At 73.2% G+C, this 26,440-nt stretch carries 26 protein-coding genes; 15 read left to right on the top strand and 11 right to left on the bottom strand.

Going from position 1 to position 26,440, the window contains the following annotated elements; all coding sequences use genetic code 11:
- Positions 1-48: 48 nt before the first annotated feature.
- Together MRBLML1_RS04000 and MRBLML1_RS03995 are read right to left on the bottom strand one after the other, a co-directional pair.
- Positions 49-1,593: a glycerol-3-phosphate dehydrogenase/oxidase gene (locus MRBLML1_RS04000; RefSeq protein WP_364511720.1), complete on the bottom strand. Its 1,545-nt coding sequence runs from the start codon at positions 1,591-1,593 to the stop codon at positions 49-51.
- Positions 1,590-2,201 carry a TetR/AcrR family transcriptional regulator gene (locus MRBLML1_RS03995; RefSeq protein WP_364511718.1) on the bottom strand — a complete coding sequence of 204 codons (612 nt, stop codon included), beginning with the start codon at positions 2,199-2,201 and terminating at the stop codon, positions 1,590-1,592. Before MRBLML1_RS03995 ends, MRBLML1_RS04000 begins: the two co-directional genes overlap by 4 nt.
- A 17-nt stretch (positions 2,202-2,218) precedes the next feature.
- On the opposite strand from MRBLML1_RS03995, the gene MRBLML1_RS03990 reads away from it, so the two are divergent.
- Genes MRBLML1_RS03990 through MRBLML1_RS03970 form a run of 5 tightly spaced genes read left to right on the top strand, consistent with a single transcriptional unit; the run spans position 2,219 to position 5,940 of the window.
- On the top strand, positions 2,219-3,823 hold the full coding sequence (locus MRBLML1_RS03990) for an FAD-binding oxidoreductase (RefSeq protein ID WP_364511715.1): 1,605 nt from the start codon (positions 2,219-2,221) through the stop codon (positions 3,821-3,823).
- Positions 3,820-4,731 (top strand): diacylglycerol/lipid kinase family protein, encoded by a 912-nt coding sequence (locus tag MRBLML1_RS03985; protein WP_364511712.1) that lies wholly within the window; start codon positions 3,820-3,822, stop codon positions 4,729-4,731. The genes MRBLML1_RS03990 and MRBLML1_RS03985 overlap by 4 nt, the downstream gene beginning before the upstream one ends.
- A gap of 18 nt (positions 4,732-4,749) precedes the next feature.
- Positions 4,750-5,271: a hypothetical protein gene (locus MRBLML1_RS03980; RefSeq protein WP_364511709.1), complete on the top strand. Its 522-nt coding sequence runs from the start codon at positions 4,750-4,752 to the stop codon at positions 5,269-5,271.
- The gene (locus tag MRBLML1_RS03975) at positions 5,268-5,663 is read left to right on the top strand and encodes a hypothetical protein (RefSeq protein ID WP_364511706.1); all 396 of its coding nucleotides are present in this window, start codon (positions 5,268-5,270) and stop codon (positions 5,661-5,663) included. The genes MRBLML1_RS03980 and MRBLML1_RS03975 overlap by 4 nt, the downstream gene beginning before the upstream one ends.
- A 7-nt stretch (positions 5,664-5,670) precedes the next feature.
- Complete coding sequence (locus MRBLML1_RS03970) at positions 5,671-5,940, top strand: hypothetical protein (RefSeq protein WP_364511703.1); 270 nt, start codon at positions 5,671-5,673, stop codon at positions 5,938-5,940.
- Between the two features lie 10 nt (positions 5,941-5,950).
- Here MRBLML1_RS03970 and MRBLML1_RS03965 read toward each other — a convergent pair whose 3' ends face one another.
- Complete coding sequence (locus MRBLML1_RS03965; RefSeq protein ID WP_364511701.1) at positions 5,951-7,108, bottom strand: acyl-CoA dehydrogenase family protein; 1,158 nt, start codon at positions 7,106-7,108, stop codon at positions 5,951-5,953.
- Between the two features lie 98 nt (positions 7,109-7,206).
- Between MRBLML1_RS03965 and MRBLML1_RS03960 the strand changes: the two genes are divergently transcribed.
- The 3 genes from MRBLML1_RS03960 (at position 7,207) to MRBLML1_RS03950 (ending at position 9,106) form a co-directional block, all read left to right on the top strand.
- Positions 7,207-7,884: a TetR/AcrR family transcriptional regulator gene (locus MRBLML1_RS03960; RefSeq protein WP_364511699.1), complete on the top strand. Its 678-nt coding sequence runs from the start codon at positions 7,207-7,209 to the stop codon at positions 7,882-7,884.
- 86 nt (positions 7,885-7,970) lie between these two features.
- Positions 7,971-8,651: a GTP cyclohydrolase II gene (locus MRBLML1_RS03955; protein WP_364511696.1), complete on the top strand. Its 681-nt coding sequence runs from the start codon at positions 7,971-7,973 to the stop codon at positions 8,649-8,651.
- Entirely contained in the window at positions 8,648-9,106 is a 459-nt protein-coding gene (locus tag MRBLML1_RS03950) for a MarR family winged helix-turn-helix transcriptional regulator (RefSeq protein ID WP_364511693.1), read from the top strand. Before MRBLML1_RS03955 ends, MRBLML1_RS03950 begins: the two co-directional genes overlap by 4 nt.
- A gap of 31 nt (positions 9,107-9,137) precedes the next feature.
- On the opposite strand, the gene MRBLML1_RS03945 is transcribed toward MRBLML1_RS03950, so the two are convergent.
- Positions 9,138-9,821 carry a pirin family protein gene (locus MRBLML1_RS03945; protein WP_364511690.1) on the bottom strand — a complete coding sequence of 228 codons (684 nt, stop codon included), beginning with the start codon at positions 9,819-9,821 and terminating at the stop codon, positions 9,138-9,140.
- Positions 9,822-9,900: 79 nt separating this feature from the next.
- Between MRBLML1_RS03945 and MRBLML1_RS03940 the strand changes: the two genes are divergently transcribed.
- Positions 9,901-11,262, top strand: coding sequence for a GH1 family beta-glucosidase (locus tag MRBLML1_RS03940; protein ID WP_364511688.1), 1,362 nt, complete (start codon positions 9,901-9,903; stop codon positions 11,260-11,262).
- On the opposite strand, the gene MRBLML1_RS03935 is transcribed toward MRBLML1_RS03940, so the two are convergent.
- Positions 11,263-12,753 carry a hypothetical protein gene (locus MRBLML1_RS03935; protein ID WP_364511685.1) on the bottom strand — a complete coding sequence of 497 codons (1,491 nt, stop codon included), beginning with the start codon at positions 12,751-12,753 and terminating at the stop codon, positions 11,263-11,265. It lies immediately after the preceding gene.
- 39 nt (positions 12,754-12,792) lie between these two features.
- Positions 12,793-13,671, bottom strand: a complete 879-nt coding sequence (locus tag MRBLML1_RS03930; protein ID WP_364511682.1) for a hypothetical protein — start codon at positions 13,669-13,671, stop codon at positions 12,793-12,795.
- Positions 13,672-13,729: 58 nt separating this feature from the next.
- On the opposite strand from MRBLML1_RS03930, the gene MRBLML1_RS03925 reads away from it, so the two are divergent.
- A complete protein-coding gene (locus tag MRBLML1_RS03925) occupies positions 13,730-14,692 on the top strand; it encodes an NADPH:quinone oxidoreductase family protein (RefSeq protein WP_364511680.1) in 963 nt (320 codons plus the stop codon).
- Here MRBLML1_RS03925 and MRBLML1_RS03920 read toward each other — a convergent pair.
- The 3 genes from MRBLML1_RS03920 to MRBLML1_RS03910 all read right to left on the bottom strand — a co-directional run bounded on the left by MRBLML1_RS03920 (position 14,689) and on the right by MRBLML1_RS03910 (position 16,387).
- Positions 14,689-15,210, bottom strand: a complete 522-nt coding sequence (locus MRBLML1_RS03920; RefSeq protein ID WP_364511677.1) for a CAP domain-containing protein — start codon at positions 15,208-15,210, stop codon at positions 14,689-14,691. The genes MRBLML1_RS03925 and MRBLML1_RS03920 overlap by 4 nt on opposite strands.
- A gap of 7 nt (positions 15,211-15,217) precedes the next feature.
- Positions 15,218-15,736, bottom strand: coding sequence for a CAP domain-containing protein (locus MRBLML1_RS03915; protein ID WP_364511673.1), 519 nt, complete (start codon positions 15,734-15,736; stop codon positions 15,218-15,220).
- Positions 15,737-15,859: 123 nt separating this feature from the next.
- Positions 15,860-16,387 (bottom strand): CAP domain-containing protein, encoded by a 528-nt coding sequence (locus MRBLML1_RS03910; RefSeq protein WP_364511670.1) that lies wholly within the window; start codon positions 16,385-16,387, stop codon positions 15,860-15,862.
- Between the two features lie 139 nt (positions 16,388-16,526).
- Here MRBLML1_RS03910 and MRBLML1_RS03905 point away from each other — a divergent pair, with 139 nt between their 5' ends.
- Together MRBLML1_RS03905 and MRBLML1_RS03900 are read left to right on the top strand one after the other, a co-directional pair.
- Positions 16,527-18,476: a M13 family metallopeptidase gene (locus tag MRBLML1_RS03905; protein ID WP_364511668.1), complete on the top strand. Its 1,950-nt coding sequence runs from the start codon at positions 16,527-16,529 to the stop codon at positions 18,474-18,476.
- Positions 18,473-18,781, top strand: coding sequence for a DUF2470 domain-containing protein (locus MRBLML1_RS03900; RefSeq protein WP_364511666.1), 309 nt, complete (start codon positions 18,473-18,475; stop codon positions 18,779-18,781). Before MRBLML1_RS03905 ends, MRBLML1_RS03900 begins: the two co-directional genes overlap by 4 nt.
- Before the next feature lie 12 nt (positions 18,782-18,793).
- Here the strand turns inward: MRBLML1_RS03900 and MRBLML1_RS03895 are convergent, their stop codons facing one another.
- Positions 18,794-19,342 (bottom strand): hypothetical protein, encoded by a 549-nt coding sequence (locus tag MRBLML1_RS03895; protein WP_364511663.1) that lies wholly within the window; start codon positions 19,340-19,342, stop codon positions 18,794-18,796.
- An 85-nt stretch (positions 19,343-19,427) separates the two neighbouring features.
- On the opposite strand from MRBLML1_RS03895, the gene MRBLML1_RS03890 reads away from it, so the two are divergent.
- Together MRBLML1_RS03890 and MRBLML1_RS03885 are read left to right on the top strand one after the other, a co-directional pair.
- Positions 19,428-21,056, top strand: a complete 1,629-nt coding sequence (locus MRBLML1_RS03890) for a LuxR C-terminal-related transcriptional regulator (RefSeq protein WP_364511660.1) — start codon at positions 19,428-19,430, stop codon at positions 21,054-21,056.
- A gap of 185 nt (positions 21,057-21,241) precedes the next feature.
- Positions 21,242-23,434 (top strand): RecQ family ATP-dependent DNA helicase, encoded by a 2,193-nt coding sequence (locus MRBLML1_RS03885; protein ID WP_364511657.1) that lies wholly within the window; start codon positions 21,242-21,244, stop codon positions 23,432-23,434.
- Between the two features lie 112 nt (positions 23,435-23,546).
- Here the strand turns inward: MRBLML1_RS03885 and MRBLML1_RS03880 are convergent, their stop codons facing one another.
- Positions 23,547-25,268, bottom strand: a complete 1,722-nt coding sequence (locus tag MRBLML1_RS03880) for a hypothetical protein (protein WP_364511654.1) — start codon at positions 25,266-25,268, stop codon at positions 23,547-23,549.
- Between the two features lie 115 nt (positions 25,269-25,383).
- On the opposite strand from MRBLML1_RS03880, the gene MRBLML1_RS03875 reads away from it, so the two are divergent.
- On the top strand, positions 25,384-26,427 hold the full coding sequence (locus MRBLML1_RS03875; protein WP_364511652.1) for a hypothetical protein: 1,044 nt from the start codon (positions 25,384-25,386) through the stop codon (positions 26,425-26,427).
- Positions 26,428-26,440 lie beyond the last annotated feature (13 nt).

The following is a 26,440-nucleotide window of genomic DNA, read 5'->3' as shown; positions in this document are numbered from 1 at the left end:
GGTCTCGCCAGTCTGCCTGAAACGTTGGACCGGGGGCGACGGGAAAACTCATCGGTGCGCGCGCACGACCTCCAGCGCCCGCTCCGCCGCCGGTACGGCGAGCGCCCGGTCCGCGGCCACCAGCCCGATCCGGGTACGACGGTCGAGCAGGTCCGCGACGTCCGCGGCCCCCTCGTGGGTGATCCCGAAGAACAGCTCCGCCCAGACCGTCGGGAGCTCCGGGTGGATCGGCGCGACCAGCTCGTCCTCGGCCCACCCGGACGCCTCGGCGGCGGCGGTCAGGACGAGGGCGGCGTCGGCGCCGTACCTGCGGACGAGGCGGGCGCGGCCGGGGTGGCCCGACCGGGCCGCCTGCTCGGCGAGGGCCTCGCGGGGCGCGGCGCCGGCGAGGGGGAGGGTCGCGGTGACGCAGGGCCCGGCGCTCAGGCCGGCGTGCGCGACGGCCGCGTCGACCGCGTCCTCGGCCATCCGGCGGTAGGTCGTGAGCTTGCCCCCGACGATGGTGACCACACCGGAGGGCGAGGTGAGCACGGCGTGCTTGCGCGACAGGTCGGCGGTGGACTCGTCGCCGCTGTCGAGCAGCGGGCGCAGGCCGGCGAACGCGCCGACCACGTCGGAGCGGCGCAGCGGCCGGGTGAAGGAGGCGGAGACGACGTCGAGCAGGAAGCCGATCTCGATCTCGGTCGGCTCGGCGACGTCGGGGACCGGGCCCTCGACGGGCTCGTCGGTGAGGCCGACGTAGACCTGGCCGTCGGGCTGGGGGAGGACCAGCACGAACCGGTTGGTCTCACCGGGGATCGGCGCGAAGACGGCGACCGTGAGCCCGGGCAGGGCCTCGCCCCGCAGCACCAGGTGGGTGCCGCGGGAGGGCCGCAGGCGGACCTCCTCGACGAGGTCGCCCGCCCACACGCCGGCCGCGTTGACGACGGTCCGCGCCGTCACCGTGAGCGGTGCGCCGGTGAGCTCGTCGCGCAGCTGGACCCGGGTGCCGGAGGCGGAGACGACCCGGGCGTGGGTGTGCACGGCGGCGCCGCGCTCGGCGGCGGTGCGCGCGATCGTGGTGACCAGGCGGGCGTCGTCCTCGAGCTGGCCGTCCCAGCCGAGCAGCCCGCCGCGCAGGCCGTCGGTGCGCAGCGGCGGCGCGAGCCGGCGGGTCTCCGCGGCGGTCAGCCGGCGTGGCCGGGGCAGGGTGTCGCGGCTGGTGCCGGCGGCCCGGCGGAGCAGGTCGCCGCCGAGGAAGCCAGCACCGGCGAGCGCGCCCATCGGCTTGCTGACACCGGCGGCGAGCGGGATGAGCGACGGCAGCGCGTGGGTCAGGTGCGGCGCGGTGGTGTCCATCAGGATGCCGCGCTCGACGGCGCTCTCGTGGGCGATCGCGACCTGCCCGGAGGCGAGGTAGCGCAGGCCGCCGTGGACGAGCTTGGAGGACCAGCGCGACGTGCCGAACGCCAGGTCGTGGGCGTCGACCGCGAGCACCGACAGCCCGCGGGAGACGGCGTCGAGGGCGACCCCGGCGCCGGTGACGCCGAGGCCGACCACGACGACGTCGACGTCGGTGGGCGCGGCGGCGAGGCCGGGGGTGATGCGGTTCATCGGCTCAGGCTCCGGACGATCTGGGTGCGCAGCTCGGCGTCGAGGGCCGCGGCGTCCACGGCGTCGTCGCGGCCGTCGGTGTCGAGCATCGTGTGGGCGGACAGGACGAAGCCGTGAGCGGCGAGGACGAGGCCGCGGGCGATGGCGACCGGCGCGCCGGCGCGGATCGTCCCGGCCTGCTGGCCCTGGGCGACGGCGCCGGAGAGGACGCCGATGATCAGCTCCTGCGAGCGACCACGGCGGGCCAGCAGGTAGGGGAGGATCAGCTCGGGGTCGAGCTCGACGATCCGGGTGAACAGCTCGTTGCCGCGCAGCGCCTCGATCGTCGCCGTCACCGCGTCCGCGATCCGCTCCGGCGTCGGCGCCCCCGCGAGGTCGACCTGCCCGGCGACCAACCCGCCCCACTCGCGGGTCATCAGGTCGCCGAGCAGGGCCGGCATGTCCGACCACGCGCGGTAGATCGTCATCCGCGAGACCCCGGCCCGGCGGGCCACCTCGGTGAGCGTGGTGCGCCGCCAGCCGACGTCGAGGATGCACTCGCGGGCCGCGTCGAGGTAGCCGTCGCGGGGGCCGGCCTCGGATTCGTTGTTGTGACGATGTGACGTCATGTGTAACACTGTAACACATGACGATCGAGCGCCCCTCCGTCCTGCAGCCCGAGATGCCCGCCACCCGGTGGGGCGACCCGGCCTCCGCGCACGGCCTGCCGGACGGCGTGCGCGACCTCGTCGCGATGGTCTTCCCGGTCGCCGACACCCCGGCCCGCGACGACGTGACGGTCCCGGCGTCGCGGCTCTCCGAGGAGCTCCTCGCCGGGCTCCGCGCGGTCGTCGGCGAGGATCACGTGCTCGTCGACGACGAGGTACGACGCCTGCGCACCCGCGGCAAGTCGACCCCCGACCTGCTCCGGCAGCGCGGCGGCGACCTCGGTGACGCGCCCGACGCCGTCGTACGGCCCGGTGGGCACGACGACGTCGTCGCGGTCCTGTCCTGGGCCCAGGAGCACCGGGTGGCCGTCGTCCCCTTCGGTGGCGGTACGGCGGTCACCGGCGGCCTGGTCGCCGACCCGGCCGGCCTCGCCGGGGTGGTCTCGCTGGACCTCGGCCGGATGCGGGGACTGCTCGCCCTCGACCCGGTCTCCTCGACGGCGACCCTGGAGCCGGGTCTGCGCGGCCCCGAGGCCGAGGCGCTCCTGGCCGCGCACGGGCTGATGCTCGGCCACCTCCCGCAGTCGTTCGAGTACGCCTCGATCGGCGGCTTCGCGGCCACCCGCTCCAGCGGCCAGTCCAGTGCTGGCTACGGGCGCTTCGACGCCATGGTCGTCGCCCTACGGGTGGCCACCCCGGTCGGCGATGTCCGGCTCGGTGCCTCGCCCGCCAACGCCTCGGGGCCCGACCTGCGCGAGCTCTTCCTCGGCTCCGAGGGCGCCTTCGGCGTGATCACCGAGGTCACCGTCCGGGTCCGCCCGCTGCCGGAGGTCAAGGAGTACGAGGGCTGGCGCTGGTCCTCCTTCGCCGCCGGCGCCGACGCGATGCGCGCGCTCGCGCAGTCCGACCTGCTGCCCACCGTGCTGCGGCTGTCCGACGAGAACGAGACCGCGATCAACCTCGCCGACCCCGAGGCCATCGGCGGCGACGACGCTGCCGACGGGGAGGGACCGGGCTGCCTGATGATCGTCGGCTACGAGGGCACCCCCGCCGCGGTCGCGGCGAAGAAGGCCGCGGTCACCGAGGTGCTCTCCGGCCTCGGCGGCACCGCGCTCGGAGCCGCCCCGGGCGAGAAGTGGGCCGAGGGCCGCTTCAACGCGCCGTACCTGCGCGACAGCCTGCTCGACGTCGGCGTCCTCGTCGAGACCCTGGAGACGGTGACCTTCTGGAGCAACCGGGACAACCTCTACACCCGCGTGAAGACCGCGCTGGAGACCGCACTGCCCGGCGCGATGGTGCTCTGCCACGTCTCGCACGTCTACGCCACCGGCTGCTCGCTCTACTTCACCGTCGCCGCGCCCGGCGGCGACGACCCGCTCGCGACCTGGCTGCCCGCGAAGGCCGCGGCCTGCGAGGCGATCGTCGCCGCCGGCGCCTCGATCACCCACCACCACGCGGTCGGCACCGACCACAGGCCCTACCTGACCGCGGAGATCGGCGAGGTCGGCGCCACCGTGCTGCGTGCGGTCAAGCAGGCCGTCGACCCGGCGGGGATCCTCAACCCCGGGGTGCTGGTCCCGTGACCCGCTCGTTCGCCTTCCTCGTCAACCCGAGCTCGGGTGGGGGCGCGGCCCCGCGGGTCGTCGTACCGCTCGCCCGGGCGCTGCGCGAGGCCGGCGCCACCGTCGAGGTCACCTACACGACCTCGGCCGCGGAGACCCCTGCGCTGGTCGCGTCTGCCGTGGGGGCAGACGCGGTCGTGGTCTCCGTGGGCGGCGACGGGATGCTCTCCTCGGTCGCCGGCGCGGTGGCGGAGGCGGACGGGGTGCTCGCCGTCGTCCCGGCCGGGCGCGGCAACGACTTCGCGCGGATGCTGGAGGTCCCGCAGGACACGGCCGCCCAGGCCGCGCTGCTGCTCGACGCCGAGGAACGGCGGATCGACCTGCTCCGCGCGACGGTCGGCGGGGTGCAGAGCGTCGTCGCCGGGTCGGTGTACGCCGGCGTGGACGCCCGGGCCGCGGAGATCGTGGACCGCTCGCACTGGCTGCCCGGAAGGCTGCAGTACCCGGTCGCCGCGGTCCGGGCGCTGGCGACGTACCGGCCGGTGGACTGCGTGCTCGAGGTCGACGGCGCCCGCTCGACCCACCAGGCCGCGACCGTCGTGGTCGCCAACTCCCGCTACTACGGCAAGGGCATGGCCATCGCGCCCACGGCCTCGGTCTCCGACGGCCTGCTCGACGTCGTGGTGATCGAGGCCGCCGGTCGGCTGGACCTGATCCGCTCCCTGCCGAAGGTGTACGACGGCGGCCACGTCGCCCTCGACGAGGTGAGCGTGCTGACCGGCCGCCGGGTCACCCTGTCGGGCACGTACGCCGGTGGTGCCGCGGTGCCCGTCGGCGCCGACGGCGAGGCGCTCGGGGCACTGCCGGGCGCGGGTGCGGAGCCGCTGGTCGTGGAGCTGATGCCGGAAGCGCTGCGGATCCTCGCCTGATCCGCCTAGGGTCGGCGCATGCTGAGGGGGAGAGGGGCCGCTGCGGCCGTGCTGGTGGCGGCGTCGTGGGGGCTCACCGCGTGCGGCCACGAGAACGACGGGTTGCCGTTGGTCGAGGCCGGGCCCGACTACTGTGCCGAGCTGCCGTGGTCGCGCAACCCGGACTACGTCGTGACCGCCGAGGTCGGCAGGACGCCCGAGGCGGCGGTGCTGGCCACCGCCGACGCGGAGACCGAGATCACCGGGGTGCTCGAGCGGAAGCCCGAGGTGACCCGGGTCGCGGTCGAGCGGGACGGGCAGAAGGGCGTCTACGAGGTCGTGAAGCAGCGGCGCGGCTGGGTCGTGATGAGCGGCGACGGTTGCGCCACGGGCATCGTGCCGGCGCGCTGGCCGCACATGGACCCGGAGGACATGGACTGCGCGACCGCGCCGCCGGACGACTTCGGCCAGGTCTTCATGTCCTGCACCGGGATCGTCGACGACCCCGGGCCCGGCGAAGAGGCGATGATGCCGACCGACCTGCCGCCGGGTGTCGAGTGAGCCGCCGGGGGAGCGCCGCGACCGCGGTCCTGCTCACGGTGGCCGGGTGGGGCCTGGCGGCGTGCAGCCACGAGAACGACCCGGACGCCGGGGAGTGCGCCTCGGCGCGCGGTGACACGGCGAAGGCCGCGCTGCTCGATGCCGCACCCCGCGCGCAGGTCACCCGGACCGACCCGCTGGCACCGGGCGCGGTGATGCTCCAGGTGCGCGGCCAGGACCAGCCCTACGTCGTCACGCGGGACGACGACGGCTGGGGCGTGTTCAGCGGGCCGGGCTGCGGGTCGGTGACCTGCGCCGACCTGACCGCGGCGCTGACGAGGGCCGATGCCGTGTCGCACGAGGTCCCCGACCCGAGCCTGGCCTACGCCGCGACCGTGAGCTGCGCGGACTGAGCGACCCGTGCACCGCACCCGGCGCGCCGTGCTGGCGCTGACGACCCTGGCCGCCGCCGGGATCGTCGCCGGCGACCTCGACACCGGCAGCACCTCGGTCGGCTACACCTGCGCGTCGTACACGATCCCCGCGGAGGAGCTCGGCGGCCGCGACGAGGCCTTCGCGACCACCGTCATGGCCACGTGCTACGACGGCGGCGGCGTCACCTGGAGGTGCGAGGTCGGTGCTCCCGAGCCGGACGGCGACCTCCCGGTGACCTGCGAGCCGGCGGGCTGACGGGCGAGGGTCAGCTGGGCGCGGGCAGCGACCGGCTGATGATCTCCTTCATGATCTCGCTGGTGCCGGCGTAGATCTGCGAGACCCGGAGGTCGGCCCAGGCGCGGGCGATCGGGTACTCGTTCATGTACCCGTAGCCGCCGTGCAGCTGCAGGCACTTGTCGGCGACCTTCTGCGCGCGCTCGGAGCACCACAGCTTGGCCATCGCGACGGTCGGGATGTCGAGCTGGCCCTCGAGGTGCAGGGTGATGCACTCGTCGACGAAGGAGCGGGCGACCCGGGCCTCGGTGGCGACCTCGGCCATCTTGAACTTGGTGTTCTGGAAACCCCAGATCGGCCGGTTGAAGGCGTGCCGCTCGTGGACGTAGCGCATCGTCTCGTCGTAGCAGAACTCCATCGCCGCGACGTTGGAGACCGCGACGATCAGCCGCTCCTGCGGGAGCTGCTCCATGAGCTGGATGAAGCCCTGGCCCTCCTCGCTGCCGAGCAGGTTGGTGACCGGGATCCGGACGTCCTCGAAGAACAGCTCGGAGGTGTCCTGGCCCTTCATGCCGACCTTGTCGAGGACCTTGCCGCGCGAGAAGCCGGGGGTGTCGGTGGGCACGATGACCAGCGAGATGCCGGCTGCGGCCTCCTCGGGGTTGGTCTTGACGACGGTGACCACGACGTCGGCCTGGGCACCGTTGGTGATGAAGATCTTGGAGCCGTTGACGACGTACTCGTCGCCCTCGCGGATCGCCTTGGCCTTGATGTTCTGCAGGTCCGAGCCGGTGCCGGGCTCGGTCATCGCGATCGCGGCGACGGCCTCGCCGCTGGCGAGCTTGGGCAGCCAGGCGTGCTTCTGCTCCTCGGTGCCGTAGTTGAGGATGTAGTGCGCGACGATGCCGTTGTGGAGCGAGACGCCCCACGAGCTGTCGCCGACCCGGGCCTGCTCCTCGATGAGGATGGCCTCGTGGGCGAAGGTGCCGCCCCCGCCGCCGTACTCCTCGGGGATGGAGAGGCAGAGCAGGCCGACCTCGCCGGCCTTGTTCCACAGCTCGCGGTCGACCTGCTTGTTGGCGATGAAGGTGTCGACGTTCGGCTTGATCTCCTTCTCGCAGAAGGTCCGGGCGAGGTCACGGAAGTCGTCGAGGTCGGTGTTCATCCACGGCGAGCGGCGCTGGGGCATGGCGGTCCTTGTCGGGTCACGAGGTCGGGATACAGGGTGTATCGGCTACTGGATACTAGTTGTACCCAAGACCGCTTGTCCAAGGTAACCTCGGTCTCGTGGTGGACGTGGTGAAGTGGGTCGACTCGACCGTGCGCCGGCGCAACGCCAACGAGGCGCTGGAGAGCGACGCGCGCCGGGCGCAGGTCGTCCAGGCGGCCATCGACGCCATCGAGGACGGCGGCGCCGCCGTCGGGATGGCGCAGATCGCCGAGCGCGCCGGCATCCCGCGGCCCAACGTCTACCGGCACTTCGCGAGCAAGGAGCAGCTCGACGCCGAGGTCGCGCGCTACGCCGCCACCGAGCTGCTGCGGCGGGTGCGCCCCCACCTGTCCCGGTCCGGTACGCCGGCCGAGGTGATCCGCGGCCTGATCGGGCCCTGCGTCGCGTGGGCCGCCGAGCACCCGCACCTGTTCCGCTTCCTCGCCGCGCAGCAGCAGACCAAGGCGCTGCACCGCGCCCGGCTGGGCCGGACCCGGCTGCTGAGCGAGATCGTCGAGGCCACCCGGTCCTACCTGCGGGAGACCCCGCTGCCCACGGACCCGCCCGAGGGCGTCCTCGTCAGCGTGATGGGGATGGTGGACGCGAGCATCATCTGGTGGTTCGACCACCACGACGAGTCCCAGGAGCAGCTGGTCGAGCGACTGACCCGGCAGGTGACGGCGGTGCTCGTCGACGCCGTCGCTCAGTACGGGCTCGTCGTGCCCGACGACGTCGTGCTCCGCCCGGCCGACTGAGATTTTCCCGGGCCGGCGGAATAGCGCGGCGTCAGCGTGCCTTGGACCAGAAGTTTCAAACTTGAAACAACTGGACGGAGACGACGATGACCGCATGCCTGACCCGGGTGCCGAGCACCCGCACCCCCGCCGCCGAGGTGCGCACGCAGGTCGTCGTACCGCTCCGCTTCCCCGACGGGTACGCCGCCACCGCGGACGTGGTGACCTTCTCCGGCCTGGCCGACGGCAAGGAGCACCTGCTGCTCGGCCTCGGCGACTGGCGCGGCCGGCTGGCGGGCCTGGCCGAGGGCGGCGAGGCGCCGCTGGTGCGCCCGCACAGCGAGTGCCTGACCGGCGACGTGTTCGGCTCCGAGCGCTGCGACTGCGGCCCGCAGCTGCGCGAGGCCGTCGAGCGGATCGCGGAGGCGGGTGGCTTCCTGCTCTACCTGCGCCAGGAGGGGCGCGGGATCGGCCTGTACGCCAAGCTCGACGCCTACGCCCTCCAGGACGCCGGCCTCGACACCTACGAGGCCAACCGGGCGCTCGGCCGCGGCGAGGACGAGCGCGACTACCGCGCCGCCGCGCAGATGCTGCTCGCCGTCGGCGCCGACCGGATCCGGCTGCTCAGCAACAACCCCGACAAGGCCGCTCAGCTCGCGGCCCACGGGATCGGCGTGGACGAGCGGGTCCCCACGGGCGTGCACCTCTCCGCCGCCAACCGGCGCTACCTCGCGGTCAAGAGGGACCACACGGCGCACACCCTGGACCTGGGAGACTTGTCCGCGTGACCGAGTGGCTCGACGAGGACGAGATGGCAGCGTGGCTGCCGCTCATCCGGATCGTGCAGGCGCTCCCGCAGGCCCTCGACCGCCGGCTGCGCGAGGAGGCCGGCATCCCGCACAACTACTACGGGATGCTCGCCACCCTCTCCGCCAGGGCCGACCGCACGCTCACCATGGGTGAGCTGGCCCGGCTCACCGCCTCCAGCCCGTCCCGGCTCAGCCACGCGGTCACCGGCCTGGAGCAGCGCGGCTGGGTCGTGCGCAAGCAGTGCCCGGAGGACAAGCGCCGCCAGTTCGTGACGCTCACCGACGCCGGCCAGGAGCTGCTGGACCGGGTCGCGCCCAGCCACGTGGAGCACGTGCGCGACCTGGTCTTCTCGCGGCTCAGCCCCGAGCAGGTCCGCCAGCTGGCCCAGATCGCGGCGACGATCGTCGGGAACGACGAGCTCGGCGAGGCGTAGGGGAACGTCGAGGACCCGGCGCCAGAACGGCTCAGGCCGCGAAGGACCAGACGAGCAGCTCGGTCGGCACCGCCGCCGTCACCTCGTACGACGAAGGGCCCGTCAGGCAGAACGCATCCCCCGCCGACAGCGGCTCGGCGAGCGAGGAGCGCAGCAGCGCGCCGGTCGCGACGAAGGCGTGCACCTTCGCGGCGGCGGGCAGCGTGACGCTTCCCCCGGCCTCCAGCCGGGCGACGTCGAGGGCCGCGCCGGCGACTCCGACGGCCAGCGGACCGCCCTCGCCGACCACCCGCACCAGCCCGGCTCCCGGCTCCACCGACGCCGTCCGGTACGACGGCGTCGCGTCCGGGTCGTCCGGCGTCAGCCACACCTGCACGAAGCGGGTGGCGCCGTCGCCGGCGAGCTCGCTGTGCCGCACCCCGGCGCCGGCGGTCAGCACGCCGCACTCGCCCGCGCCCAGCGTCACCGCGGCGCCCGTGCCGTCGGTGTGCACCAGCGAGCCGGCGAGCACCCAGGACACGATCTCCAGCCCGGCGTGCGGGTGGTCCTCGAAGCCCTGGCCCCGGCCGAGCAGGTGGTCGTCGTGGCACACCATCGGCCCGAAGGACAGCCGTTCGGGGTCCAGGTCCGGCCCGAACGAGAAGGCGTGCTGGGTCAGCCGACCCGGGACACGCTCGGCGAACCTGCTCGAACCTCTGCGGATCTCGACGTTCACATGTCAGATTGTGGCTCGTGGGTCGTCGGGCACGCGCAGCTGGCCGTGCCCTGGACGCCCACGTGGGAGGGTGGGCCCGATGGAGGACAGGGAGAGGGACCTGGCCGCGCGGTTGCCGGGAGGCTTCCGCTTCGGCACCAGCACGGCGTCGTACCAGATCGAGGGAGCGGTGGCCGAGGACGGCCGCGGCCCGTCGGTGTGGGACACGTTCACCGCGGAGCCCGGCCGGATCGTCGACGGCTCCAGCGGCGCGGTCGCGTGCGACCACTACCACCGCTACGCCGAGGACATCGAGCTGATGCGCCGCCTGGGCGCCCCGGGCTACCGCTTCTCGATCGCGTGGCCGCGCGTCCAGCCGACCGGCTCCGGGCCGGCCAACGCGGCCGGGCTGGACTTCTACGACCGCCTCGTCGACGGCCTGCTGGAGGCGGGCGTCCGGCCGATGGCCACGCTGTTCCACTGGGACCTGCCCCAGGCGCTGGAGGACGACGGCGGCTGGCTCAACCGCGCCACCATCGACCGCTTCGCCGACTACGCCGCGATCGTCGCCGAGCGGCTCGGTGACCGGGTCGCCGACTGGGTGCCGGTCAACGAGCCCAACGTCGTCACGATGATGGGGTACGCCGTCGGGATGCACGCGCCGGGCAAGGCGCTGCTCTTCGATGCGCTCCCCGTCGGCCACCACCTGCTCGTCGCGCACGGCCGGGCCGCGATCGCGTTGCGCGCCGCGGGCGCCGAGAGCGTGGGCTGCGCCAACAACCACGCCCCGATCTGGCCGGCCTCGGACGACCCGGCCGACGTGGGCGCGGCCAAGCTCTTCGACGCCCTGTGGAACGGGCACTACCTGGAGGGCATGCTGCTCGGGCGCTACTCCGAGGAGATGACGATGCTGCTGGAGGAGCACGTGCGCGACGGCGACTTCGCCACCATGCGCCAGCCGCTCGACTTCTACGGCGTCAACTACTACAACCCGATGCGGATCGCGGCCGCCGACGAGACCGCCGAGCTGCCCTTCGAGTTCCGCGACGTGCTCGGCTACCCGCTCACCGACTTCGGCTGGCCGGTGGTGCCGGACGCGCTGCGGGAGTGGCTGATCATGTTCCGCGCCCGGCTCCGCGCCGCCGTACCGCCGATCGTGATCACGGAGTCCGGCTGCGCCTACAACCAGGGACCGGACCAGCACGGGGTGGTCGACGACCACCAGCGGGTGGACTACCACCACGCGCACCTGACCGCGGTCGCCGAGGCCATCGAGCGGGGCGTGGACGTGCGCGGCTACTACGCGTGGTCGCTCGTCGACAACTTCGAGTGGGCCGAGGGCTACACCCAGCGCTTCGGCCTCGTGCACGTCGACTACGAGACCCAGGCGCGCACGCCCAAGCGCTCCTTCACCTGGTACGCCGACCTGGTGGCCCGGCACCGCGCCGAGCACGCCACCTGATCAGCCGAGCTGGGCCCGGACCGCCTCGCGCAGCGCGCTGGCGGTGGTGGCGGCGCTCGTGGAGCGTGCCGTCTCGTCGGTGATCGTCGCCGCGAGCTGGGTGACCTGGCGATCGGCCGAGCGCACCGCGGACTCCTGGGCGGTGCGCTGGCGACGGGCCTGGTTGAGCGCGGTGACCACCGCCGCCGCGCCCCCGAGCAGCGCGGCGACGGCCAGCACGGCGAAGGCGCCCGCGACGAACGCGAGCCCGATCGCCACCACGCCCACGGCGAGCGCCGCCAGCCCGCCCTGCAGCAGCCAGGGCTGCCGGGGCGAGCGGCGCGCGGCCGCGGCGAGCACGTCGGGACGCCAGTCCCGCAGGGCACCCCCGGCCTCGACGTCGATGGTCTGCCCGACGACGCTCACCGAGCGGGTCGGCGCGACGCCGGCGGTCGCCTCGGTGGCGAGCCGGTCGGCCGTCGTGCCGAGGAGGGGGCTCAGGACGCGGCGGGCGAGCCGGTGGCGGCCGGAGTCCGCCGGCTCGGCCAGGTCGGCCAGCAGCAGGTCGAGCACGTCGCCGGCCGGCGTGGACCAGGTCGCGCCCCGGGCGCCGACCCGCTCGTCGAGGAAGCCGAGGTCGGCACGGGCGGCCGCCATCCGGTCGAGGATGTCGCCCTCGGCGGGGGAGCCCTCGTCGACCAGCGCGCGCAGGGTGTCGGCCAGCGGGTCCTCGGGGGTCTCGCCGGGCTCGGCCGGCTCGTCGCCCGGCAGCCGCTCCCCGGTGAGCAGGCGCTGCAGCACCTGGAGCTGGGCGACCGCGCGCTCGCTGTCGAGGCGGCCGGTGCCGGACGGCACCTGGCCGCGCAGCCACTCCGCGACCCGTTGCGCGGCTGCGTCGCGGTCGGCGTCGAGCAGGCGGGTGAGCGCCGCGACCAGGGCGGGCTCCGCGGCGGCCAGCCGGTCGTCGGCGACGGCCAGCCACAGCTGGCGCTGGGCCACGCTCACCTCGGCCTGGTCCGGCACCACCCGCTCGAAGGGCCCGACGGCCCAGCGCGGGTCGCGGGTCTGCGCGGCGAGCAGGCTCAGGAAGAGCGCGGTGCGGGCCGGGTCGCGCTGGGCGGCGGCCTCCAGCAGGCCGTGGCCCGAGGTCTCGCCGTTGGCGACGGCGGCGACCCCGCGGGCGGCGGCCGCCAGCCAGTAGCCCGGGACGTCGCCCGGCTCCGCGGTCTCGCGCAGGGCCGCGCCACCGGTCACCACCACGGTGGCGACGACCTCGCGGGCGTAGCGACGGCAGGTGGCGGCGTCGGCGTGCTGGCCGAGCTCGGCGCGGATGTCCTCGTGCTCGATGAGCGCGACCATCGCCCGGGTGAGCCGGTCGAGCTGGCCCTGCAGGTTGCCCTGCTGCTGGCGCATCTGCTCCGAGAGCCGGCTGCGCGCGCGGCGCTCGGCGTCGAGGGCCTCCTCGGCATCGGCGATGCGCCGGTTCTGCGTCCAGTCGGTCCAGTCACTCACGCGACTCGATCTGCCCCGCCCGGTGCCTCGCCAAACAGGTCAGTCGAGGCCGACGACGTCCGACCACTCCACCTGCTCGGCGTCCGCGAGCGCCCGGCCGACCACGTCGGCGTCGGGCAGGCCCTCGCCGGGCTCGACGTACCAGGCGAGGAGATAGCTGCCGCCGTGCTCCGCCACGACGTACTGGTCCTCGCCGTTCTGGGAGAGCACGTAGTAGCCGCCCTCGTCGCGGCACTGGTAGATCGCGCGGGTGGAGGTGTCGCAGTCGCGGTACATCGCCAGCTCCGTGCTGACGTCCAGGACGATCGCCGCCGAGGCGGGCGCGTCGGGGTCGACCTCGTAGCGGTAGGAGTAGCCGACGACCCGGTCGTCCTTGCGCGAGGTCCCCGACCGGCGTACGTCGAGGTCGGCGATCTCCGGCAGGTACGGCGTGAGGCCCGACGCCTCGAGGTCGGCGACCTCCGCTGCCCGGTCGCGCGCGTCGGTGATCGCGTCGCCGGCCGCGGGGGCGACGGACACCCCGGTCAGGCCGACCAGCACGATCGCGATCACCGCCGGCGCCATCGCGTCGGCACCCAGGTGCTCGGTGAGCGCCGCCGCCAGCAGCGACCCGACGGCGGCCGCCGGGATGCCCACGAGCAGCGCGAGCACGGCGTCGCCCGGCGGGTCGCCCGCCGCGGCCACCGCGAAGAGGCCGGCCAGCGCGACGACGAGGTAGCCGCTCGTGGCGAGCAGCACCAGGGCCAGCGCCCGCGGCAGGAACAGCCGGAGCAGCGCACCGAGGAGGGCCACCGCCGCCACACCGCCGGCGAACCAGGCCCAGAGCCCGCCGTTGCTGGTGGTGCCCAGGGCGCCGTACGTCGGGAGGATGAGGAGCAGGGACGCCAGGAACGCCGTCACGGGGTGCACGGGGGACATGGCTGCCTCCTACCCCCGTCTCCGCTCGCGGAACCCGCCCCGGCGTAGCCTGCGCTCCATGCGCGCGGTCCAGGTCCTCACCACCACCGGCCCCTCCGACGTCGTCGTCACCGACGTGCCCGAGCCGACGCCCGGCCCCGGCCAGGTGCTGGTGGAGGTGCACACGGTCGGGGTCTCCTTCCCCGACCTGCTGCTGAGCAAGGGGGAGTACCAGCTCAAGCCCGAGCCGCCGTTCACACTCGGCGTGGACTTCGCCGGCGTCGTGGTCTCCGGCGACGGGTTCGCGCCGGGCCAACGGGTCGCCGGGGTCGGGCCGTACGGCGGGGCCGCCGAGCTCGTGCTCGGCTCGGCGGAGAACCTCTTCGCCCTGCCCGACGCGGTCTCCTTCGACGAGGCCGTCGCGCTGCCCATGAACTACCTCACCGCGCTGTTCGCACTCGACGAGCGCGGCGGCGTGCGGGAGGGCGAGACCGTGCTGGTCCACGGCGCGGCCGGCGGCGTCGGCACGGCGAGCATCCAGGTCGCCAAGGGCCTCGGCGCCCGCACCATCGCCGTGGTCAGCACCGAGGAGAAGCGCGCCTTCGCGCTCGCCGCCGGTGCCGACGAGGCGGTGCTGTCCGACGGCTTCAAGGACGCCGTCCGCGAGCTCACCGGCGGTCAGGGCGTCGACGTCGTGCTCGACGTCGTCGGCGGCTCGCTGTTCACCGACTCGCTGCGCTCGCTCGCGCCGCAGGGCCGGGTCCTGGTCGTCGGCTTCGCCGCCGGCGAGGGGATCCCCGAGGTCAAGGTCAACCGCCTGCTGCTCAACAACGTCGACGTGCGCGGCGTCGGCTGGGGCGCCTACGCCTTCGCCCGGCCCGGCTACCTCGCCCAGCAGTGGGCGCAGCTCGTCCCGATGATCGAGGCGGGCACGGTGAAGCCGCCGATCGGGAAGGTCTACGCGATCGACGAGCTCGGTCAGGCGCTGGCCGACATGGACGCCCGCGCGACGCTGGGCAAGTCCGTCGTCCGGATCCGCTAGCGACGGCCCACGTCGACGGTCCACCAGTAGCGACCGGCGCCGTCGACGACCAGCCCCGCCCCGACCTGCCGGAACCGGCAGTCGAGCAGGATCGCGCGGTGCGGCTTGCTGCGCAGCCACGTGCTCACCACGTCGTACGCCGACCGGGGGCCGTAGGCGATGACCTCACCGAGCATGGTCGCCCCGGTGTAGCCGGCGGTCGCGATCCGGCGCTGCAGGGTCGCCTCGCCGGCGAGCCGGTGGCTGAGGCTGCGCTGCCGCGCCATCAGCGCGCTGTGCCGGCGCGCGGCCGAGCGCAGTCCGCTGTCGACGCGCAGGGCCGGGCAGCCGGCCCGGGCCCGGACCCGGTTGACCTGGGCCATCGTGTCGCTCTCCAGGCGCAGCGTCGTGGTGCTGCGGGCCGGGCGGGCGTCGGCCGTCGCGGCCGGGGCGAGCAGGCCGGTCGTGAGGAGCAGGCCCAGGAGGAAGGCGGGGAAGCCGAGGCGCACGCCGCTCATCATGGTGGGCCTGTCAACCACCGGTGTCCTACCGCCGGCCGAAGTCCTGCGTCCAGTACATCGTCCGGCCGGTCCACACCACGCCGACGCCGATCTCCCGCAGCGAGCAGTCGAGCAGGTTGCGACGGTGCGACAGGCTGTTCCACCAGGCCCGCAGGACCAGGGTGGCGGAGGTGTAGCCGGCGGCGATGTTCTCCGCGACCCGGGTCCAGCGCAGGTAGCCCGCGAGGGTGACCCGCCGGCCCAGCGCCGGCTCGCCCGCGAGCTGGTGGCTCATCACGCCGGAGGTCGCCATCCGCTTGGCGTGGGCCCGCGCGGCCTGGCGCAGGTCGCCGTTGATCCGCAGCGGCGGACAGCCGGCCAGCACCCGTTTGGTGTTCGTGAGCACCACGACGGTGTTCTCGAGCAGGTTGTTGACGCTGAGCGTCAGGGCGGCCGCGCGCGGTGTCGTGGTGACGGCCTCGGCGGTGGTGGCGCCCGACGGTGCCACGAGGACGGCGGCCGCGACGAGCGCGCTGATGACGATGCGGTGAATCCCCCGGTTCATGTCATCGATGGTCGGCGAGCGCCCCGGGGCGTCACATCGTTGCTCCGTGCGGCCTGGTCTAGTCCGAACGGGCCACCGTTTCGTCGCGTCCGGACCGAATCGGACGGAGGTGATCAGATCTGATCAGCGCCGGCCGAAATTCTGCGTCCACCACAGCTGGCCGCCCTGGAGGACGACGCCGACACCGAGGTCGCGCAGCGAGCAGTTGAGGATGTTGCGACGGTGGCCCGGGCTGTTCATCCAGGCCCGCACGACCGACGTCGGCCCGCTGAACCCGCGGGCGACGTTCTCCGCGACGAGGCTCCAGCCGGTGTAGCCGGCCCGGGTGATCCGCTTGCTGAAGAACGGCTCGCCCGGCAGCTGGTGGGACATCAGGTTGTTGAGCGCCATGGTCACGGTGTGGCCGCGGGCGGACTTGCGCAGGTAGGCGTTCGACCGCAGCGGCGCGCAGCCATGCTTGCGTCGTTCGACGTTCGTCAGGGCCAGCACGCGGTCCTCGAGCAGCCGCTGCACCAGCAGCCGCGTCGGTACGACGTCCTGGACCCGCTGCGCGGGGGCGGGAGCGGTGACGGCCGACCCCGCGGGCGCGGCGGCCATGCTGAACACGAGGCCCAGCAGGAGGCAGGGCACCAGTCGGAAGATCTTGGTCATGCGAGCCCGATCGGGCCCCGGCGACCCCGGCTGAGGAAGGGGCCTGCAAATGGGGACCCCCGTCCCAGGCAGGCCCGGGTCGGCCGCAACGCCGCTCGGGACGACGCCGATTTGGGTGACACGTCCTAGGCTCGCCTGCGTGAGCATCCTCGACGACGCCCGTCCGGGCATGGACCCCGGAACCCGCCCGCAGGACGACCTCTTCGGCCACGTCAACGGCACCTGGCTGCGCGACACGGAGATCCCCTCCGACCGCTCCAGCTGGGGACCCTTCGTCCAGCTCGCCGACCAGGCGGAGGAGGACGTGCGGGTGATCATCACCGAGCTCGCCGCCTCGCCCTCCGGTGACGAGGACGCGCGCAAGATCGCCGACCTCTACAACTCCTTCATGGACACCGAGCGGGTCGAGGCCGCCGGGCTGGCGCCCGCGCAGCCGCTCGTCGACGCCGTCGCCGGGTTGCGCGACGTGCGCGACGTGGCCGCCTTCCTCGGCGAGTTCGAGCGGATCGGCGGCTACGGCCTGTTCGGCTCCTACGTCGACACCGACGACCGCCAGTCCGACCGCTACCTCTTCCACATCACCCAGGGCGGGCTCGGCCTGCCCGACGAGTCCTACTACCGCGAGGAGAAGTTCGCCGAGATCCGGCAGGCCTACCTCGCCTACCTGCGGACGCTGCTGACCCTCGGTGGCCACGAGGACCCGGCCGGCGCGGCCGCGCGGGTGCTCGAGCTCGACACCGACCTCGCCAAGGGGCACTGGGAGCGGGCCGAGACCCGCGACGTGCAGAAGACCTACAACCGGCTCACCGCCGACGAGCTCAAGGCGCTGTGCCCCTCCTTCGACTGGGACGCCTACGTCACCAACCTGGGCGGCCACCTGAGCGGCCCGCAGGCGACCATCGCCGAGGTGGTCGTGCGGCAGCCGTCGTACCTCCAGCACCTCTCGGGCGTCCTCGAGGCGACCCCGGTGGAGAGCTGGCGCGACTGGTTCCTCTCGCGGGTGCTGCGCTCCGCCGCGCCGTACCTCTCCGAGGCCTTCGTGCAGGCCAACTTCGACTTCTACGGCCGCACGCTGTCCGGCACGCCCGAGCTGCGGGCGCGCTGGAAGCGGGCGGTGTCCTTCGTCGAGGGCACCATCGGCGAGGCCGTCGGCAAGGAGTACGTCGCCCGGCACTTCCCGCCGTCGTCGAAGGCGAAGATGGACGACCTGGTCGCCAACCTGCTCGCGGCCTACCGCCAGTCGATCAGCAAGCTCGACTGGATGACGGCGGAGACGAAGGAGCGCGCCTACGCCAAGCTCGACACCTTCCGGCCGAAGATCGGCTACCCGGTGAGGTTCCGCGACTACAGCGCGCTCGTCGTCGTACCGGACGACCTGGTGGCGAACGCCCAGGCCGCCTCCGCCTTCGAGACCGACCGCCACCTGTCGAAGATCGGCGCGCCGGTCGACCGTGACGAGTGGTTCATGCTGCCGCAGACGGTCAACGCCTACTACAACCCGGGCACCAACGAGATCTGCTTCCCCGCGGGCATCCTGCAGAAGCCGTTCTTCAGCCCGGACGCGCTGGAGGCCGAGAACTACGGCGGCATCGGCGCGGTCATCGGCCACGAGATCGGCCACGGCTTCGACGACCAGGGCGCGCAGTACGACGGCGAGGGCAACCTCAACGACTGGTGGACCGCGGACGACAAGTCCGCCTTCGAGGTGAAGTCCAAGGCGCTCATCGACCAGTACGACGGCTTCTCGCCGCGCAACCTGCCGGAGGAGACGGTCAACGGCTCGCTCACCGTCGGCGAGAACATCGGCGACCTCGGTGGCCTGACCATCGCCCACACCGCCTTCCTCATCGCGCAGGGCGGCGAGGCGTCGGTCGAGGACCGCAAGCGGCTGTTCTTCAACTGGGCCTACGTGTGGCGCACCAAGCGCCGCCTGGAGCAGGAGCAGCAGTACCTCACCATCGACCCGCACAGCCCGCCGGAGTTCCGCGCCAACATCGTGCGCAACCTCGACGAGTTCCACGAGGTCTTCGGCACCGCGCCCGGCGACGGGCTCTGGCTGGACCCGGCCGACCGGGTGCGGATCTGGTGACCCGCGTCCCGCACGCCTTCGACCCCGAGGTCGTCGACGCGGTGCTCGCCCACATGAACGGCGACCACCTCGACGACAACCTGCTCATCGTCCGCGCCGCCGGCGTCCCGGAGGCGACCGCGGCGTCGATGAGCGACGTCGACGGTGAGGCCGGCACCTGGACGGTGATCGGTCCGGAGGGCCCGCTCGGCGAGCGCCGGATCCGGTGGCCCGGTGGGCCGATCACCGAGCGGGGCGAGATCCGCCGCGAGGTCGTGGCGCTCTACGACGCCGCGCGGGCGACCCTCGGCGAGCCGGACGCGTAGCGGCGGCCCGGCTCAGGCCGCGTCGACCAGGAGCTCGAGCAGCTTCCGGCTGACCTCGACGAGGGCGTCCTCGGTCATCCCCCGGCTCTGCGTCAGGGTCACCGTGTAGACGTTCCCGTCGACCAGCGCGCCGCCGGACGCCTGGAGGCTCTCGCCGCCACCGAAGGTGCCGGTCGTGACGTAGGCCTGCTCGCCGACGCCGTCCACCGGGTGCTCGACGGCGCCCTCGAGCGTGGCCTTGCTGCCGGAGCGGTAGGCGTCGTACCCGCCGTTGCCGTTGTCGACCGCGACGGCGCCCAGCGAGCCGCTGAGCGCCCGCGGGTCCTCCTGGTCGATCTCGCAGGCGTCGAAGGCGGCGGCCGTCAGGGTCACGGGAGCCCCCACGGCCCCGGTGACCTGCTCGGCGGTGAGGAGGTCGCAGAACTTGGGCAGCCCCGCGCTCTCCTCGCCACCCGCCGTGGCGGCGCTCTTCTTGTCGTCGTCGCCGGCGTCCCCGTCGTCGCCGCAACCGGTCGCGAGGGCGGCCACGAGCAGGAGGCCGGCGAACAGTGCACGCGTCATGGACGCGACTCTCCCGCGGCGGCAGCGGGCGCGGTAAGTAGGGAATCGGCGTAATCGCGCGCCGCGCGCGACTAGGTTGCCGGTCATGGAGCGCACCGACCGGGCCGGCGAGGTGCTCACCCGTCTGGCGCGGGGCGAGGTGGCCGGCGCGGAGCAGGCGTGCGTGACGTGGTGGGAGCCCGCCGCCGACCCGGTGGCCGCGGGCCTGGGTGCGCTGACGCAGTTCTGGAGGGGTGACTTCGCCGCCGCGTCCGGGTGGGCCGAGCGGGCCCGCGACGGAGCCCGCGACGACGAGGCGCGGGCCCTGGCCCTCGCGGTGACCGCGCTGGCCGCCGCCGGCGACCTCACCGCCGACGGGCGTCCGGCCTGGGCCGAGGGGACGGCGCTGCTGGCCGCGGCGCCGGAGCCGGCCGCACCCTGGTGGTCGCTGGTGCGCTACCTCCTCGCCGAGGCCGCCCTCGTCTCCGCCCGCGTCGTCGACGCCGGTGCGGTGCTCGCGGACGGGCCGCCGCCCGCCGACGCCTGGCAAGGACACCCGTTCGCGCCGATGATGCACGTGTGCGGCGTCCGGTCGGCCACCTTCGCCGGCGACATCGGCCGGGCCACCGCGCTGCTCGCCGCGATGCGGTCCTCGGTCTCGCCGGGGGAGCGGCTCGCGACGGCGGTGGAGGCCGTCGGTGGGCTCGTGCTCGGCAACGCCGACGACCCCGCCGGCGTACGACGCAGCGTCGCCGGCGCCGCCGGGCCGGCGGGCGGGGAGCGCGACTTCGTCGACCGCGGCGTGCTGCTCCTGCTGGCCTTCGGCGCGATCGCCGTGGGCGACGCGGGTGCGGCCGCGAGCCTGGTGTTCCGGGCCGGGGACGACGGTGACCTCGGCCGCTGCACGATCATCGACCGGGCCCTGGGCTTCGAGCTGTTCCTGGTCGCGGCGCTCGCCGAGGACGACCTCGCCGCCGCCCAGACCTGGCTCGCGGCGCTGGAACGGCTGGGCGAGCACCCCGTCTCCCGGCCGACCGTACGACGCGCCCGGGCGCGCCTGCTGCTGCAGGCCGGTGACGTGGACGCCGCCGTGACCGAGCTGTCCGCCAGCATCGCCGCCTGCCGGCGCGAGGGGCGCGGGGTGGAGGCGGCCGAGGGCGAGATCGTGCTGGCCCGGGCCCGGATCGCCGCGCACGACGTCGCCGGCGCCAGCCGGGAGCTGCGGCAGCTGGTGCAGGCGAGCGACGCGACCGGTCACCACGCCGTACGACGCTCCGCGGCCTCGACCCTCCAGCCCGCCCGCCGCCGGCTGCCGCCCGTCGCCGGAGGTGGCTGGGAGGTGCTCTCGGAACGGGAGCGCGAGGTCGCCGAGCACGTCCTCGACGGCCGCGAGGTCGACGAGATCGCCGGGCTGCTGTTCCTCTCCCCGGCCACGGTGCGCACCCACGTGTCGCGGGTGCTGTGCGCGTTCGGCGTACCGACCCGGATCGGGCTGCTCGCCGCTGTCGGGCCCGAGCGGCTCCGTCGCCCGGACGCCGTGCCCGCGGCGCCGCTCAGCGCCCGGCAGGCCGAGGTGGCCGGGCTGGTCGCGGCCGGTGCCACCAACCAGCAGGTCGCCGACGCCCTCGGCATCTCGGTCAAGGGCGTGGAGAAGCACGTCGGCGACGTGCTGGCCCGGTGGCAGGTCGGCTCGCGCTTCGAGGTGGCCCGGACGTGGTGGGCGGAGCGGGCCTGAAAAAAGGTGCAGCCGCCGGCGTCTCGGGTCACCAGCGGCTGCGTCTCCGACACTAGCCCGCGCCGACGGGGGTTGTCGCAGGAATCCCGGAATTCGGGCCCACTCATAGGTGATTCACAGCAACTGTGGATGACGGTGGGGACGACGACGGGATTGTGTCGGGCGTCGCTGGTAGACACGTCGGCATGAGCACCGATGCGACCCGGGACCGGGCAGAGGAGCACCTCCAGGCCCTCGTCGGCCGACCCGACGCCCGGCTCTACGACGACCAGTGGGCGGCCATCGCCGCGCTGGTCGTCGAGCGGCAGCGCGCCCTCGTCGTGCAGCGCACCGGGTGGGGCAAGTCGGCGGTCTACTTCGTGGCGACCCTGCTGCTGCGCGAGCAGGGCAGCGGGCCGACGGTGATCATCTCGCCGCTGCTCGCCCTGATGCGCAACCAGATCGCCGCCGCCGAGCGGGCCGGGATCCGGGCGGTCACGGTCAACTCGACCAACATGGAGCAGTGGGAGGAGATCCACGCGTCGATCCAGGCGGGCGAGGTCGACGTGCTGCTGGTGAGCCCGGAGCGGCTCAACAACCCCGGCTTCCGCGACGAGGTGCTGCCCCGGCTGGCGGCGACCTGCGGCCTGCTGGTCGTCGACGAGGCGCACTGCATCTCCGACTGGGGCCACGACTTCCGTCCCGACTACCGCCGGATCCGCACGCTGCTGCAGGACCTCCCATCAGGCATCCCGGTGCTCGCGACCACCGCCACCGCCAACGAGCGGGTCACCTCGGACGTCGCCGAGCAATTGGCTTCGTCCGAGCCCGTCTCCGGAGGACATGAGGGCAGCGAGCTGCGGCAGTCCTCCTCCCGCCGTGCTGCCGGACCGGGGACCGGCCCCCTGGTGCTGCGCGGCACCCTCGACCGGGCCTCGCTCCGGCTCGGCGTGGTCCGGCTGAGGACCGCGGAGCAACGGCTGGCCTGGCTGGCCGACCACCTGTCCGAGCAGCCCGGCAGCGGCATCGTCTACTGCCTGACGGTCGCCGCGACCCAGGAGGTCGCCGACTACCTGCGCTCGCGCGGGCACCAGGTGGCGGCCTACTCGGGCCAGACCGAGCAGACCGAGCGGCTCGCCCTCGAGCAGGCGCTCATCGACGGCGAGGTCAAGGCGCTGATCGCCACCAGCGCGCTGGGGATGGGCTTCGACGCCTCGCTCGGTTTCGTGGTCAACCTCGGGGCGCCCAACAGCCCGGTCGCCTACTACCAGCAGGTCGGCCGTGCCGGCCGTGGCGGCAACCTGCCGCCCGACGGTGCCTCCGTCGTCCTCCTGCCGGCGATCGAGGACCGCGACATCTGGGCCTACTTCGCCTCGCTGGCCTTCCCGCGCGAGGAGCTGGTCCGCGACACCCTCGCCGTGCTCGCCGAGGAGGGCCGTCCGCTGAGCACGGCCGCGATCGAGCCGCGGGTCGACCTCTCCCGCAACCGGCTGGAGACGATGCTCAAGGTGCTCGACGTCGACGGTGCCGTCCGCCGGGTCCGGGGCGGCTGGGAGGCGACCGGCCAGCCCTGGTCCTACGACGCCGAGCGCTACCAGCGGGTCGCCGAGGCGCGCGAGGTCGAGCAGCGCGCGATGCTCGACTACCTCGCCACCGACGAGTGCCGGATGCGTTACCTGCGCCGCCAGCTCGACGACCCCGAGGTGCTCGCCGACCCCGGTTGGCGGTGTGGTCGCTGCGACAACTGCGGTGGCCTGGCCCTGTCCACGGACGTCTCCGCGGCCGCGGTCGAGGAGGCCGCGGACCGGCTGGCCCGGCCGGGCGTGCCGATCGAGCCCCGCAAGCTGTGGCCCACCGGGCTCGCCGCGATCGGAGTCGGGCTGTCCGGCAAGATCAAGCAGCCCGCGGAGCCGGGCCGGGCGATCGCGCGGCTGACCGACCTCGGCCACGGGGCCGCGCTGCGCGGGCTCTTCGCGGCCGACGCCCCCGACGGCCCGGTCCCCGACCCGCTCGCCCGGGCGATGGTCACCCTGCTGCAGGACTGGCAGCCGAAGGTCGACGCGATCGTGGTCGCCGAGTCCGAGCGCAAGCCCCAGCTGACCGCCGACCTGGCCGCCGGCTTGTCCCGCTTCCTGGGGCTCCCGGTCGTCGGCCGCTGGGCGGTCGTGGACCCGGACGTGGGTCCCGACCGCGGCGCAACCAACTCAGCCCAGCGGGTCGCCGCGGTCTCCCGCCGCTGCGCGCTGCGTCTCGACGAGCCCGAGGCGGTCCGCGACGCCCGGGTGCTGGTGGTCGACGACCGGCTGGTGACCGGGTGGTCGCTCACCCTCGCCGCGGCCGCGCTCCACGACGCCGGTGCCGCGGCGGTGCTGCCCCTGGTGCTGGGCCTATCCGGGTAGGTAGATGACGGCGACGCGTCCCGCCGAGAGGGCGTGGTGCTGTCGTGCACATGCCGCAAGGGCGAATGCCTGGGTGTGATCAGGGAGTGCAATCCCGACTCTCTCCATGCAGTCATTCCTCAGCTAACGGCGCCCACACGATTCGGTTGTCCGACGCCGGGACGATCTCGATCTCCGATCCACGAGTGACCTTCGTCCGGTCTACCCAGTCAGCGAGCTTTGGGCTCAGCACGGACACCACCAACTGGCGGGTGATCGTGTAGTCCGTGCCGCCAAGCGTGAAGGTGGGTTCGCTGGGGCTCAGCAGCGCGCCTTCGCCGTTGAGGAGTTTTGGGTTGCGCAGGAGGTCGGGATCCTCGATCGTGAGGTTCATTTTGTCCCAGGTTTCGGTGAGCGCCCCCTCGTCATAGATGACGGCGAGGCGGTGCAGCTCCTCGGCCTGACGATCGGTGGTCTGCCATACGTCTGGCATCAGGAGTTTCGAGGTCGTGTGGGGCTGTAATCGAGCGAGGTCCACTGCTAATCGACTGATCGTCGCGGCCAGCCGCGGAGAGCCCAGGTCAGTGCCAGCAGCTACGACGGGACCGTCTTCGATCACGCACTCAAATGCGCCGTGGGCCTCGAGTGCTTGGACCCGCGTGAGGTCACGAGCGACCGCGGCCGGGTTCTGACCTGCTTCTACTGAGAGTCGCAGAACGAAGCTGGGCTCAGCCTCCTCCGACCGAACGCGAGCTTCGAGCGTGAGCGCTCCGCTACGGGTGCTCGCGACAATGCGGAGCCCACCGCCTAGCCGCCCGACAGTTGCTTCGCGCACGACGAACGCTACGTCCTCAGTCGGAGAGAGGCTGTCCTGAAAAGGCGGTCGTGCACGCAGAAACAGACGGGGCAGATCAGGCGGAGCCTCGGTAGCGCCGAATGACAGCCTTCCCCTGCTCGGCTCGGGTTCGTCGAATGGGCCGCCGACGATCTGAGACTCAGCAGGGATGCCCTCCAGGGGCACGCCCCAACGGTTCCAATCCGCAACTGCCTCAGCCTCAGGGCTACCCGGCTCGACGAGGAATCGCATGTTGATTGTGATCGGTTCAACCTCTGCGGACTGAGCGTTGGTCGGGACCACCGTCTCTGCCTGCCACCGGGTGTCGTCGATGCGTGTCCACCGTGTTTGGCCACGGATACGTCCCCGCATGTTGGCAACGGTGGGAGCCTCGCCCCGCGGCAGCCGAAAGGTTCCGGAATCGATCTGATAGTTGTCGCTGATCATGTCCTTGATCTCGCGCAAGGCTGTTTCGCGGGCATTAATCGCCTCGAGCATTGTGATGCTGTCGGCACTCTCGACCGGCGACGAAGCAAGCGTGGCCTTCGCGAGCGTCATGCCCTCTAGCACGTCGGGTCCCTTGAAAAACCGATCATGCGTCCCTGGAAACCGAGCTGCCAGCATGTTGAAGAAGGCTGCACCCTCCCAGGCTGTATCGAATGGCGCGTCACTCGTGACTTGATTCTCGAACCAGGTGAGCGCAGTACTGGTCGGCGTCCAGGGCGTTACTAGGGAATACGAAATGATGGGTTTCCCGGTCGCCACGTTGGCGTCCCAGAATCGTCGCCACGACTGCTTGATCTGCCTTCTCTGGCCTGGTCCGACCGGCGCCGTGAACTTCTTGATCTGCCAGACGACGAGCCCGGCGGGTGTTTCGCGGTACACATCAACGCCTCCATCGCCGCTGGCCGGTCGGGTCTGACGCGCGTCGTGATAGAGCTGGCGCAGGCAGGTGGCGGCGAAGTCCTCCAGTCCTTCGCCGCCGATTGCTCCGAGGTAAGCCCAATCGATCCCTGGCATGCCTCGACGTTAGTGCTCGGGCCCGACAGGGCAGCGTGCTCGCCAGCAAACTCGCAGGCCCGAGTGCGGGGGTCGACCCTCGACATAAAATAGAACAGGTTCTAATCTCGCTCGCATGAGCGCACCCCTCCGCGTGGTCCAGTGGACGACCGGCAACATCGGCAGCCGTTCCGCGCACGCGATCCTCGCCCGCCCCGACCTGGAGCTGGTCGGCGTCTACGCCCACGGCGCCGAGAAGGTCGGCAAGGACGCGGCGCAGCTGTGCGGCTGGCCGGAGCCGACCGGGGTGCTCGCCACCGACGACGTGGACGCGCTGCTGGCGCTCGCGCCCGACGCGTGCTGCTACAACCCGCTGTGGCCGGACGTCGACGAGCTGGTCCGGCTGCTCGAGAACGGCGTCAACGTGTGCACCAGCGCGGCCTGGATCACCGGCGGCAAGCAGTCGCCGGAGGACCGGGCGCGGATCGAGAAGGCCTGTGCGCAGGGGCGGTCGACGATCTTCGGCAGTGGCGCCCACCCGGGCATGACCAACCTGGTGGGGATGGTGCTGAGCGGGTCGTGCGAGCGGGTGGACGAGATCCGGATCACCGAGTCGGTGGACTGCTCGACGTACGAGTCGGCGGAGACCCAGCGCGCGATGGGCTTCTCCCTGGACCCGGAGACGCCGGGCCTGGCGGAGTCGGTGCGCCGGGAGAGCGAGGTGTTCGCGGAGTCCGCGGCGATGATGGCCGACGCGCTCGGCGTACGGCTGGACCGGATGAGCTTCGACGTGACCTTCACCCCCGCGACCGGTACGACGGACCTGGGCTTCATGACGATCCCCGAGGGCACCGTCGCGGGCGTGCTCGGCTACCACCGCGGCTGGGTGGGGGAGCGCAACGTGGTGAGCGTCGGCTTCAACTGGACCATGGGCGCGCACGTCACCCCGCCGAAGCCGCTGGCCCACGGCCACGTGATCCAGGTCTTCGGCCGCCCGAACATGCGCACGGTGGTGCAGTGCCTGCCGCCCGAGGACTGGTCGGAGCCCGGCTACATGGGCCTCGGGATGATCTACACGGCGCTGCCGGTGACCAACGCGGTGCCGTACGTCGTGGCCGCCGAGCCCGGCATCGTCACCCTCGCCGACCTGCCGCCCATCACCGGACGCGTCCTGCCCTGAGGCTCGCCTCCCG

This window comes from Nocardioides sp. LML1-1-1.1 (assembly GCF_040676175.1).
GTDB lineage: Bacteria > Actinomycetota > Actinomycetes > Propionibacteriales > Nocardioidaceae > Nocardioides.
The sequence above is the reverse complement of the archived record's forward strand: the minus strand, read 5'-3'. Positions and strand labels throughout refer to the sequence as shown.